This window comes from Oribacterium asaccharolyticum ACB7 (assembly GCF_000238075.1).
GTDB classification, from domain to species: domain Bacteria; phylum Bacillota; class Clostridia; order Lachnospirales; family Lachnospiraceae; genus Oribacterium; species Oribacterium asaccharolyticum.
In genome coordinates, this window is sequence record NZ_JH414504.1 from 669,761 (window position 1) to 682,315 (window position 12,555).

10 protein-coding genes are annotated in these 12,555 nt (G+C 43.3%); 3 read left to right on the top strand and 7 right to left on the bottom strand.

All coding sequences use genetic code 11. The features are described from left to right. Positions 1–110: 110 nt before the first annotated feature. Positions 111–2,144, bottom strand: coding sequence for an alpha-amylase family glycosyl hydrolase (locus HMPREF9624_RS03010; RefSeq protein WP_009536483.1), 2,034 nt, complete (start codon positions 2,142–2,144; stop codon positions 111–113). Positions 2,145–2,406: 262 nt separating this feature from the next. Here HMPREF9624_RS03010 and HMPREF9624_RS03015 point away from each other — a divergent pair, with 262 nt between their 5' ends. After that, positions 2,407–3,282, top strand: a complete 876-nt coding sequence (locus HMPREF9624_RS03015; protein ID WP_009536484.1) for an ROK family protein — start codon at positions 2,407–2,409, stop codon at positions 3,280–3,282. Positions 3,283–3,285: 3 nt separating this feature from the next. Beyond that, a complete protein-coding gene (locus HMPREF9624_RS03020; protein ID WP_009536485.1) occupies positions 3,286–4,545 on the top strand; it encodes a chloride channel protein in 1,260 nt (419 codons plus the stop codon). A 44-nt stretch (positions 4,546–4,589) separates the two neighbouring features. On the opposite strand, the gene HMPREF9624_RS03025 is transcribed toward HMPREF9624_RS03020, so the two are convergent. Then, on the bottom strand, positions 4,590–4,811 hold the full coding sequence (locus HMPREF9624_RS03025) for a hypothetical protein (protein WP_009536486.1): 222 nt from the start codon (positions 4,809–4,811) through the stop codon (positions 4,590–4,592). Between the two features lie 215 nt (positions 4,812–5,026). On the opposite strand from HMPREF9624_RS03025, the gene HMPREF9624_RS03030 reads away from it, so the two are divergent. After that, a complete protein-coding gene (locus HMPREF9624_RS03030; RefSeq protein ID WP_009536487.1) occupies positions 5,027–6,175 on the top strand; it encodes an ATP-binding protein in 1,149 nt (382 codons plus the stop codon). A gap of 318 nt (positions 6,176–6,493) precedes the next feature. On the opposite strand, the gene HMPREF9624_RS03035 is transcribed toward HMPREF9624_RS03030, so the two are convergent. The 5 genes from HMPREF9624_RS03035 to HMPREF9624_RS03055 all read right to left on the bottom strand — a co-directional run bounded on the left by HMPREF9624_RS03035 (position 6,494) and on the right by HMPREF9624_RS03055 (position 12,528). After that, entirely contained in the window at positions 6,494–8,149 is a 1,656-nt protein-coding gene (locus HMPREF9624_RS03035) for a nucleoside kinase (protein WP_009536488.1), read from the bottom strand. Between the two features lie 116 nt (positions 8,150–8,265). Continuing rightward, the gene (locus HMPREF9624_RS03040; RefSeq protein WP_009536489.1) at positions 8,266–9,051 is read right to left on the bottom strand and encodes a Nif3-like dinuclear metal center hexameric protein; all 786 of its coding nucleotides are present in this window, start codon (positions 9,049–9,051) and stop codon (positions 8,266–8,268) included. Continuing rightward, positions 9,044–9,715, bottom strand: coding sequence for a tRNA (adenine(22)-N(1))-methyltransferase (locus HMPREF9624_RS03045; protein WP_009536490.1), 672 nt, complete (start codon positions 9,713–9,715; stop codon positions 9,044–9,046). Before HMPREF9624_RS03045 ends, HMPREF9624_RS03040 begins: the two co-directional genes overlap by 8 nt. A 30-nt stretch (positions 9,716–9,745) precedes the next feature. Beyond that, complete coding sequence (gene dnaG, locus HMPREF9624_RS03050) at positions 9,746–11,482, bottom strand: DNA primase (protein ID WP_009536491.1); 1,737 nt, start codon at positions 11,480–11,482, stop codon at positions 9,746–9,748. Positions 11,483–11,493: 11 nt separating this feature from the next. Continuing rightward, complete coding sequence (locus tag HMPREF9624_RS03055) at positions 11,494–12,528, bottom strand: deoxyguanosinetriphosphate triphosphohydrolase (RefSeq protein ID WP_009536492.1); 1,035 nt, start codon at positions 12,526–12,528, stop codon at positions 11,494–11,496. Positions 12,529–12,555: the final 27 nt, after the last annotated feature.

The following is a 12,555-nucleotide window of genomic DNA, read 5'->3' on the forward strand; positions in this document are numbered from 1 at the left end:
GCGCACGCTTTGCGCACGATACTCGTTATGAACGGAGCCGGAAGAATGAAGCTTCTTCCGGCGAAAAAACTTGTGCATAACGGATGATGCGCATAAAACGCACCTTCTTTTTAGAAACTGGTCTTTAACCAAAGGAAGTCATGAGACGGAATTCGCAAATCTCTTGCCTTCATTCCCTCATTTGTAAATACATTGACATAATCCTCCACCTCGGAAACATAAGCAATTTCATCAGAAACAGAAAAATTGTAGAAGCAGAGAATTTTTTCTCCCTCATAATAGCGACCGAAAGCCAGAACATGAATATTCTTCGTATCAATAATCCAAGTATCAGCCATGGCGGAAAAAGCTTTGTTTTTTCTCCTCATGGCTTCCAAACGTAAAATACCGGAATATAGCTTTTCTTCCACCGTTCCCTTCTTTTTTCGCTTAGCAGCCTTATCCCAAGGGAAATTACCTCTGTGCAAATAACGGGAATCATGTCGCTTTAAGGGATCATCATGGTAGCTGTAGTCATTTTCCATGGCGATCTCATCCCCTGAATACAATACCGGAATACCCGACTGACTGAGTAGAAAAGCATGAAGCATCAGGTCAAGACGAATGGCGGCATCAATCTTCTCCTGATTTCCTTCCTTAACACCGGCCTCTATTCCACAAAGAGATGCGGTGGTTCCGCAAAGTCTGGCGTCTCCTTTCAACGGATCATCATTATAGAGTTCTCCTCTTGCCTCGGAAAAGTCTGCAAAGCCCCGGAAATAGGCATTTAAAAATGCCTTATGCGGAACTTCAGCCATATCAAACTGTGCCAAAAATTCATAGTCCAATCCCCAACCGATGTCATCATGACAACGAAGGTAGTTTAAAAAGATCTTGTCTTTCGGGAGCGTAAAAATCTGACCAAGTTGATGTTGCAAAAGTCGAGTATCCTGTGTCGCAAGAGTATGCCATGTAGTCGCCATGGTGGTAACGTTATAAAGAAGATGGCATTCGGGTTTCTCATCCGTTCCGAAATATGGCATTACTTTAGTCGGCTCCATAACCACTTCTCCTAAAAGAAGGACACCGGGTGCTACGATTTCTATGGCCATACGGAAAAGTCGAACCAGAGTATGCACCTCGGGGAGGTTGCGACAATTGGTTCCCAGCCTTTTCCAAATATAGGGAACCGCATCCAGACGGAATACATCCGTTCCTTGGTTACAAAAGTACAGCGCCGTCTCCAGCATATCATTAAATACCATGAAATTGGCATAATTCAAATCCCACTGATAGGGATAGAAAGTCGTCATGACTACCTTATGCATATCCTCATAGTAGGTGAAATTTCCCGGCGCCGATTCCGGGAAGACTTGGGGAACCGTCTTTTCAAATTCATTGGGAATACCCCAATCGTCAAACACAAAGAAGCGATCCTGGAATTCTTTTTCTCCCCCTCTTGCTCTCCTTGCCCATTCATGTTCTTCAGAGGTATGATTCATCACAAAATCCAGTCCGATAATCATTCCATCTTTATGACAGGCCTTGGACAAAGAACGAAGATCTTCCATACTCCCCAGTTCCGGTTGAACCTTTCGATAATCCGAAACGGCATATCCCCCGTCCGATTTTCCTTTCGGGCTCTCCAAGATAGGCATAATCTGCAGATAATTGAAACCGCTTTCTTTTAAGTAAGAGAGGTTTTTCTCCACTCCCTGCAAATTGGTCGCAAAATGATCTACATAAAGGAGCGTTCCTATTTGCTCGTTATTTTTATACCAGTTCGGCTTTGCCATTCTTTCTTCATCCAGAATAAGCAAATCCTCTTCACGACTCAAAGCATACTTTTCCAATAAACCGAGAAGATATTGGAAAGCTTCATCCGCACCGTGATACAGCTCATGATAAAGCCATTTCATTTCATCGTAATGCTTCTTCAATCTATTCCGATAGGAGATTTCCGCTCTTTCTTTTAGGCTTAAGGAGTCCTTCTCCGCAGTACGCTTTTCTTCCGTTTTATCGATCTTTTGGCGTGTTTTTTTCACAGTCTTTTCAAGCGTCTTGGATAGCGTTTTTTTCTTCGACCGAACCGTTTCCGTTTTAGGCATAACGCTTCCATCCTTCCCTTTTCCTGCACTTTTCTCGCTAGCGGAACCAGATTTCATCCTACTCCCTCCTCCAAAATCCCTGTCATCACAACCCTGTTCATTATACCCGAATAAAAAATCTTCAACAAGCTTAAAAAGCGGAATAAAATACGGAAAAGATGTTTCTTTTTTCTTCTCTCAAGTCCCGCTTCAGAGATTGCATTTTTTCATTCGCTTATATACACTATATCACGAAAGCTTCTCATTCAGCCTTGCTCGGAGAAGATGCAACGGGAAAAAAGGCAGCTTGATAATTTTTTAGGAAAATGAGGTAAAAACTATGGTATATGGTGCTTTGGAAGCAGGCGGAACAAAAATGATTTGCGCTATTTGTAAAGAAAACGGAGAAATTCTGGAACAAGTATCTATCCCGACAAGCAGCCCGGATGAAACAATGCCCAGAGTGATTGATTTCTTTAAGGACAAGGGAATCGCTGCACTTGGTGTAGCCTGCTTCGGACCGATAGACCTGGATAAGTCCTCCGAGACCTATGGATATATTACCAGTACGCCTAAGGTAAAATGGCAGAATTATCCTATTTTACCGGTAATTGAGAAAGCGCTCTCGGTTCCTGCCGGTTTTGATACGGATGTAAACGGCTCTTTGCTGGGAGAAGTATCCTTCGGTTCCGGTCGCGGTCTCGAAAATGCCGTATACATAACGATTGGTACCGGAATCGGCGGCGGAGTATTGAGCAACGGAAAGCTTCTTCACGGTATGCTTCATCCCGAACTTGGACATATGATTCTTGTGCCGCATGAAAAAGATCATTTTCAGGGAATCTGTCCCTTTCATAAAAACTGTTTTGAAGGCATGGCATCCGGTCCGGCAATGGAAGCCCGTTACGGAAAGAAAGCGGATAGCCTCTCCGGTATTCCTCTGGTTTGGGAGATAGAGGCCTACTATATCGGGCAGGCACTTTGCAATATTATCCTTACCCTGAGTCCCGAGCGAATTATTTTAGGTGGCGGAGTAATGCATCAAATGCAACTTTTCCCCCTCATTCGAAAACAAGTAAAAGAGCAGTTAAATGGATATATAAAAACAAAAGAACTCGCTGATTTAGACAACTATATTGTTCCTGCAAGTCTCAACGATAACCAGGGCGTCCTTGGTTGTTTACAGCTGGCAATCAATGCCAGAAAAGGAAAGTAAAGCATGAAAGACCTGGAAAAGAGACTCATACTGACCTATGGAAACGGCATAAAGTGGGTTATCATCGGGGGACTCACGGGAGGCATCGTGGGATCGGTTGCCGCTTACTTTGCAAAGGGAATTCAGATTGTCAGCCAAATCAGAAGTCTTCACCCCTTGCTAATCGGCCTCCTCCCGTTCGCCGGAATTCTGATTGTTTTTTCCTATCGGCTTTGTTCCGTGAAAGAACCCAAAGGAACCAATTTGGTTTTGGAATCCATACAAAACGGAGAAAATCTCCCATCCTATATGGCCCCCCTCATTATTTTGGCAACCATTCTCTCACACCTTTTCGGTGCTTCGGTAGGACGTGAAGGAGCTGCATTACAGCTTGGCTCCTCCATGGGGTCCATAATCGGAAGGGTTCTCCGTCTCAAAGAAAAAGACAGACGCAGAATTATGATGTGCGGCATGAGTGCCGCCTTTTCAGGACTCTTCGGAACACCGCTTGCCGCTTCCGTTTTGGCAATGGAGATTTGTACTGTAGGACATATGTATTACATAGCACTTCTTCCCTGTACCGTCTCCGCCCTGGTAGCCAATTTTTTTGCCGAAAAAGTCGTACACGTGATTGAACCGGAGCTTCATTTAAGTCTCGTTTCCGAGATAGATTGGAAGTCCGCACTGGCTACCATCCTTTTAGCCATTCTGGCCTCCATGGTCAGTGTTCTCTTTGTGCTCTCAGCACATAAGGCAAAGGCTCTTTTTACAAAATACTTTAAGAATAGCTATTTTCGCATCTTTGTCTGCGGACTGATTTTGATTGTAGGCACTCTCCTTGTCGGAAGCACCGACTATAACGGAACCGGCATGGATATCATTGTAAAAACCATTACAGACTCAGGATACAAAGTCTTTTTCTTTGCTTTTCTTCTGAAAATCCTGTTTACTGCCGTATCCCTGGGTGGTGGCTATCAGGGAGGAGAAATTGTGCCCTCCCTCTTTATCGGTGCCACCTTGGGGAATGCTTTACAACTGTTTTTACCGCTGGATCCCGGACTCTGTGCAGCACTCGGCATGGCTTCCGTCTTTTGCAGCGTAACGAACTGTCCGCTTGCCACTCTGCTCATTTGCTTCGAGCTTTTCGGATTTCAGGCTTCATCCTATTTTATTCTGGCGATAGCAGTCAGCTATCTTTGCTCCGGAAACTATGGTCTGTACCACACACAGAAGATTCTCTTCTCCAAGACTGAAGAAAAAGAAATTAACGAGTTAGCGCACTAGAAGAATAAAATTTTTAGCAAAATGAGATAATTTTGATCAGCAATTTAAGACTGCATGAGTTTGCTCAAAAAGCTTTGATCCTCCGGGAGAATCCGCATATTGCTAACTTTTTCCTCTTGTCCCGGCCTTGTGATTTTCAATTCCAGGATACTCCCCTCCGGAAGTCCTTTTCCAAACTCGATTGCCAAAAACTTAGCCACCTTCGGGTGGTTTTTTTTGAAATTATCCAGTTCCTTTGCAAATTGCATCATTTCCATCGGATTCATAGCTTTTTCCTTTCCTTTTACATGATTTTTGTTCTCTTAGAATAACGAAGCCCGAGACATTCTGCAATATGTTTTTATAGAATCCCCGAAGTATGCTATACTGTCTTCGTTTGCAATTTTTCTGTTTCGAAAAAAGTACCTGTTGTTTGAAAAGAATTCTATTTTTCTATGCAGGGTCTAATTCGAAGCAATCAAGACCGTAACAAGGATATTCTATGACAAACTTAAGAGAAATATCCCCGGAAGAGTGGGAAAAAGAAGAATATAAAAATTATATCCCGATTGATCTCCGTGATGAAGCGGAGTATCAGCTCGGGCATATCGATAACGCCAAATGGATGGCCATTTCTGATTTACTGCGGGATGATACAATTTTGGATTCGTCCAAGGCCTATTTGCTCTACTGTAAATACGGCACCATTTCTCGGGAACTTGGAGAAAGGCTTTTGGAAAAAGGCTATCGGGTAGCCAATTTAAGCGGCGGCTACGGACAGTATATCCTCATGAAAATCAAGTATGCTTCCGAAGAGGAACGACGGGAGGAGATTGAAAAAAGCCTGAGAAAAAAATTCAAAAAATCCATTTTCACCCCCTTTGCTAAAGCCATCAACGATTTTGAGCTGATTCAGGAAGGGGACAATCTCTGTATCTGTATTTCCGGCGGAAAAGACTCGATGATTATGGCCAAGCTCTTCCAAGAGCTGAAGAGACACAATAAATTTCCATTTACAATACAGTTTCTGTGCATGGATCCGGGATACAACGAATACAACCGAAAAATCATTGAGGGGAATGCGAAGTTGCTTGGGATTCCCCTGCATTTTTTTGAAAGCGATATCTTTGAGTCCGTTTTTGGAATTGAATCTTCTCCCTGCTATGTTTGTGCAAGAATGAGGCGAGGACACCTCTATTCCAAGGCAAAAGAATTGGGCTGCAATAAAATTGCTCTGGGACACCATTTTGATGATGTCATTGAAACGGTTCTCATGGGGATGCTTTACAGTGGACAGTTCCAGGCCATGATGCCGAAGCTCCACTCCACCAATTTTCCGGGCATGGAACTGATTCGTCCCCTATACTATGTGCGAGAAGACGATATCAAGCATTGGCGAGATTACAATCAATTGAACTTTATTCAATGTGCCTGCAAGTTTACGGAAACCTGCTCCACCTGCCATACGGACGGAACCACAAGTTCCAAACGTCTGGAAACAAAGAAATTGATTGCCGAGCTGAAAAAAACGAATCCTTTTATCGAGAAAAATATATTCCGTTCCACGGAAAATGTCTCCAAGCAAACTATCTTAGCTTTGAAGGAGAAAGGAGTGAAGCATTCCTTTCTGGAATGGTACAATGAAGAATGAAGGGGCTGTAAAAAATCAAAATAATTTTCTAAGCAATATAGGTCTGAACTTGGGCACGCTCTCGCTAGCTTCGCCTGACTGAGCAGTGGTTTTGTTAACCTCTGCTCACTTTGCTTCGCAAAGCAACTTCCTTCGGAAGTTGGTCTCGTACAGAACAACTTTTCTGATGAAAAGTCTGTCCTTACGGATACTAAGCGAAAAACTGCGTTTCTCTTGTTTTTCGCAAGTACCGACGGGCTCAGACTACCCCGCATTCAGACCTATATTGCAAAAATTACTTTATTATTTTGATTTTTTCACAGACTCTTTATACAGATTTTATCCTACATGCAGGCAAGAGCCGCCGATGAATTCTCTTAAAATGGAATTATGCGGAATCGACTCGGGGCTTAAGGCCAAAACATAGTCCAGAAATTTCAGAAGACGCTTTGCCTCTTGGTAACAGGGGCTATCTTCTTCAATCTGAAATAAAAGCGGCTCTGCAAAAATCTTTAGAACGGGAAGTTCATAAATCAGTGCGGAGTTTACCATGACATCCGCCTTTTCCTGGTAAGGGAAGATGTTTTGATCCTCCCCTCTTCTTACGCTCTTCCACATCGAAATTGTATTTTCCGCTGAATATCCGCGAGTGCGATTGTCTCGTACCATACGGCGCAAAAGTCTGACATCGGTTGTCGGAATCCGGTTATGCTCATCAATGTTTATCGGTGTAAGTGCGGAAATATAAATGCGATACTTACTGTCCTCGGGAAGCGATTCGGACATCTTATCGTTTAAACAATGAATTCCTTCAATGACCAGAATGTCATCCGCACCCAAGCTTAGGAAATCACCCTTATATTCTCTTTTTCCGGTAAGAAAATTAAACCTCGGAAGCTCTACTCGCTCACCCGAAAGAAGCGCCCTCATATCCTTGTTGAAAAGAGGTAAATCCACATTCAGGATAGATTCAAAATCATAATTTCCTTCTTCATCTCTCGGAGTCTGATCTCTTCCTACAAAATAATTGTCTACGGAAATCGCATGCGGCTTCTTTCCCAATGCGGAAAGCTGAATGCCGAGACGCTTGGCAAAGCTGGTTTTTCCGGAAGAAGAAGGTCCTGCAATCAACACCAATCGCTTATTCTTTTTGGCAATTTCCATCGCCATATTGCCGATTTGTTTTTCAAAGAATGCCTCCTGCATGAGAATCAAAGAGTCCGGATCCCCCGATACAATCTTACGGTTTAACTCGCCGATATTTTTAATTCCTACCTCCTTAGCCCAGTTGGAGGATGTTTTTTGTACTTCATACAGCTTATTCATCGGATGAAACTCGGACAGTTCACCGGGATTATCCTCTTTTGGCAGAAGTAAGATAAAGCCGTCTCCATAAGGGAATAAATCGAATTTGGTCACATAAGCGGTATTCAACAGCATGTAGCCGTAGAAATAATCCTGAAAATTCCCCAGAGAATAAATATTGACACGGCTGGTCATACGAAAACGGAAAAGCTCCTCCTTGGAAGTCATTCCTAGATCATGAAACAGCTTCCTGGCTTCTCCTGTCGAAATATTGCGTTTCATAATCGGCATTTCCGCCTTAACATACTCCTCCATGGTAGCCTTAACCTTGGAGAGCAAGTCTGTCGTAATTTTGACCCCTCCGGAAAGATAGCCGTAAAAGCCCCCTCCCAAAGTATAATCTATCGTTACATTAAAGCCGGGAATCCCCTTGCAGTGATGAAAAAAAGCCTTTAACAGCATAAAAACCGCGGAACGCTGATAGCTTTGCATTCCAATCCGATCCCGAATGGTAATCCACTCTACGGTAAAATCTTCCTCCGGAACCTTCTTATGCAATTCAAAAATACGACTTCCGACCTTTGCCAAAAGAAGAGGATACTCTTCCTGCTCCTGAAAAAAAGGCACTAAATCTTGGAAGCGACTCCCCTTTTCTATTTCAACGGTTTTTCCCTTTGCTGTTACAAGCATACTGTATTCTCCTTTCGTACTCCTTCGATTGTCTCTTATCCTCCCTGATATTTCCTACAGTAAAAGCGATTTCCTGCTGTTCCCATGCTAAATATCCGCTCATTTTCCGGACAGCATTAAAGTATCTTTCCCGGAAAACGGGTTTTCTCCTGAACAATCTCTATCTCTGGGAATTGTCGACAAATTAAGCTCTGCATATAAGGCACAAAGAAATGCTCCAGACCGTAATGCCCTGCATTAATTAGGCTAAGCCCCTTTTCCATACTGTCAATGGCATCATGATGTCCAAAATCGCCACTGATGTAGGCATCTACATCCACAGGTAAGGTGGAAAGAAAGCTTCTTCCGGATCCGGGGCAAACCGCCAGCTTTCGAATTTTTCTTCCGCCGTCAAAATACTCTATGTAGGGAAGCTTGCACTTTTCTTTCACATACTCTGCCAATTCTTTGCAGGACCATTCTTTCTCCAAATGGGTAAAAAAGCCGATTCCCTCCGCCTTTCCGGAAGAACTCACACAAACCTCCTCCATAACCCCCTCCTTCTTCCATCCCAGAATCTCGGCAAGAAGGTCCGCCATCCCCTTTTCTACACTGTCAAAGTTCGTATGCATAGAAAAAACGGAAATCCTGTTTTCAATCAAAGAAATAACTTTCTTTCCGGAAACATTTTCTCCTGTCACGGACTTCATTCCCTTAAAGATAAAGGGATGGTGACTCAGAATAAAGTCACAGCCCTCCTCTATCGCAGTATCCACCGAATAAGCGTCCACATCCAGGCAGATATAGACCCGTTTTAATTCTCCTTCTCTCTTCCCAAGAAGAAATCCTACATTATCCCACTCTTCCGCCAAATTTTTCGGAGCAAAGTCCTCCAAAAATTGAATGAATTGTTCTTTATCCATTATGATTCTCCCTATAAAATCCCAAAGCCTCATCTATTACGGCAAGCTTATTCCGAACTTCCTCCACTTGCCTTTTCTCCAGTATTTCCTCATACTGTCTCTTTTCTTTTTCCAGCAAAGCTCTTAACACGGGATCTTTTTTCTGTAAAGGAATCCAACCGTATTCCCATTCCGCATAACTTCTTGCCGCCGTTTCTTCCTTGTTTTCTTTCTTTCCCGCAAGAAAAAGACGATAGAATTTCCCGCCTTCTTCCAGATATTCTTCTTTTAAAACTTCCATTTTCTCCGCAAGAAATCGACGAAAATTGGAAAAGTCGGATTGAGGAGAAAATACGGCTAGAGAAAACTCATCTATTCTCTTCTCCACTATTTCCATGATTAGAGGACCGCCCATACCGGAAATCAGTAAGGCTTCCACTTCATAGGATTTCAAGGGCTCTAAGCCATTTCCCAAGCGACACTGAATCTTATTCGTAAGCCCCTCTTTTCGAATATTATTTTTGGCACTTTCCAAGGGGGATTCTCCGATATCACAGGCTATAATCTTCTCCGCCTTCCCTTTCTTTGCAAGAAGAATCGAGCTATAGCCATGGTCACAGCCTATATCCGCCACGGAAGTCGCTCCGGGAAATAAATCCACCAGTCTTTCTATTCTTTTACTCAAAGCTCCTCCCCCAAAAAACTGTGCTATTCTTTACCCGAAAACAAAATGCTCCCACTTATCCCGTTCTTTAAAGCAGAGGGAAAGGCCTTCCGCATCCGTCACTTCCCTGATTTTTGCTTCGATTTTCTGTAATTTCAGCTGACGTATGTAGTCCGACAAGAGCTTCTTCTCCTCATCCCGTTCCAAATCCATGTGATACAAGTCTCCATGATAAAGCTTTGCCAGTTTTTGATATTTCTCCTCTTCATTCCGATAACTGTCTAAAATCAACTTTGCATCCGTGCCGGATAAAAGTTTTCCGTACACTTCCTTGGCAAAATCACCTTGAAAATCTTCTTCCTCTACATATTTTCGTGCGATGGGAAGAAATTCATTTCTCTGCATCAAAACGGAAAGAAACTCCTCCTCCAGAGGCGAATTCCATTTTTCTTCCCTCTTCTTTTCTTTTCCGTCAGTTGCTTTTTTAAAGCCGAACGAAAGCTGTATTTTTTCCTCTCTTTGGTCCACAAGATGCTGCAGATTTTCCGCCTTTAACATCTGCTCTCTGGCAACTGCCTTCAGGTAATTTTCCCGTTCAACGGGATCCGAAAAAACTGTCCTTAAAAGCTCCGCGATACTTTCCATATATTTCTGCATTCCTGCAGGGTCATGGAGGACAAACTCGTTTTTCTTCTCTTCCACTTCCCAGAGAAAAGCATTTTTTGCTTCTTCCATTCGTTTTTCAAAAGCTTCTTTTCCTTCCGCCTTCAAAAACTCATCCGGATCCTTATAAGGTAAAAGGTTTATTACTTTTCCCTCCAAGTTCTTTTCCCGTAGAATGGAAATAGCACGTTTACAGGCCTTTTTCCCGGCTCCGTCACTGTCAAAACAGAGATAAACAAGCGAATGAAAGCGTTTCATAAGATCCGCCTGCTGTTCCGTGAAAGCTGTTCCAAGAGCCGCTACCGCCTCCGGAAATCCCCATTGATGAAGAGAAATCACATCCATATAGCCTTCACAGAGGATAAAAAAATCGGAACGGGATTTCCTCGAAAAGTTAAGGGCAAAGAGATTTCTGGACTTATCAAAGAGCTTGGTTTCCGGAGAATTTAAATACTTGGGCTCTCCGTCCCCCATGACTCTTCCTCCAAAACCGATAACCCTATTGTGTAAATCCATAATCGGGAACATCAGTCGATTAAAAAACTTATCGTAAACTCCGGCTTCCTTAAAGCTGAATAAACCCGACTCCTGTAAAACTTGGTCCTTAAAGCCTAAAGACTTGCAATATTGGTATAGGCTGTCTCTTTCCTTCCCGGCATACCCTAAGCCGAAATGCGTGATACTTTCCCCGCTGAGCTTCCGCTTTGCACAATAAGCCAGTCCCGATTTTCCCTTTTCGCTTCTGAGCTGCTTCACATAAAAAAGTGCCGCCTGCTTATTGATTTCCAATATTTTATAACGAAGGTCTTCCTCTCCCTTGTCTCTCTTTTCCTCCTTCGGAAGTGTGACATTGGCACGCTCTGCAAGCTCCTCCAGAGCCTCTACAAAGCTTAGGTTTTCATATTCCATCAGAAAACGAATGCTGTCTCCCGCTTTTCCGCAACCGAAACAATAAAAAATCTGTTTTCCGGGAGAAACCGAAAAGGAAGCCGTTTTCTCCCCATGAAAAGGACAGAGACCGAAATAGCTCGATCCCTTTTTCTTTAGCTTAACATATTGCCCAACCAGGTCTACAATATCCGTTTTTTGGCGAACTTCCTCGACAATATCCTCTCCGTAGTACATGAAAGCTCCTTTTAGTCTTTAGCCCAGGCCTTCGGCACATAATACTCCATAAATTTATGATTACAATATTCGTCCGTCATCCCGGAGATATAGTCACAAACGACTCTCTCTAAATGCTCTTTTTCCGAAACACTCTTGTCTTCCAAGCTCTTTGCAAAGAGGAAACGATATTCCTCCGTCAAAGTCTCCGGATGCTCCATGTAAAATGTAAAGAGAAGACGAAGCATGCCTTCCACCTTCCATTCTTCTTCCTTTGCTTCACTTTTCTTGTAAACATGGTTGAACATCCACTTCCTCAGCCCCTGCATGGCCTCACCCACTACGGGATCCATTCTTAAACTGTCTTTTCCGATAGAGGAAAAGATGACAGAACGAATCAGAGTATCAATCCTTTCCTTTACACTTCTTCCGAGAACGGAGCGAAACTCTTCCGGTAAATCTTCCTCCGTAATAATTCCGCCTCTTATGCTGTCATCCACATCATGATTCAAGTAAGCAATCTTATCGGACAATCGTACGGCCTGCGCCTCCAAAGTCTTCGGATGTCCCGAACTTCTGTGATTCAGAATCCCGTCCCGCACTTCTTTCGATAAATTTAAACCCCTTCCGTTTTTTTCCAGTACTTCTACAACACGGACACTCTGTTCCACATGGGAAAATCCAAAGGAACAAATCTGATTCAAGGCTCTTTCTCCCGCATGTCCGTAAGGCGTATGACCAAGGTCATGGCCAAGTGCAATCGCCTCGGTTAAATCCTCATTTAAACGAAGAGCCTTGGCAATGCTTCTTGCAATCTGACTCACTTCCAGGGTATGCGTGAGTCTCGTTCTATAGTGATCTCCCTCAGGTTGAATAAAGACCTGTGTCTTATGCTTCAGGCGACGAAAGGCCTTCGAATGCAGAATTCTATCCCGGTCTCTTTGGAAAATGGTCCGAATATCATCCTCCTCTTCCGGATAATCCCTCCCCATAGAATTCATGCTTAAAAAAGCATAAGGGGAGAGTGTCCTCTTCTCCAATTCCTCCATTTCTTCCCGTATCGTCATAAGACTCCTATCCCGTCTTCGAAAGAC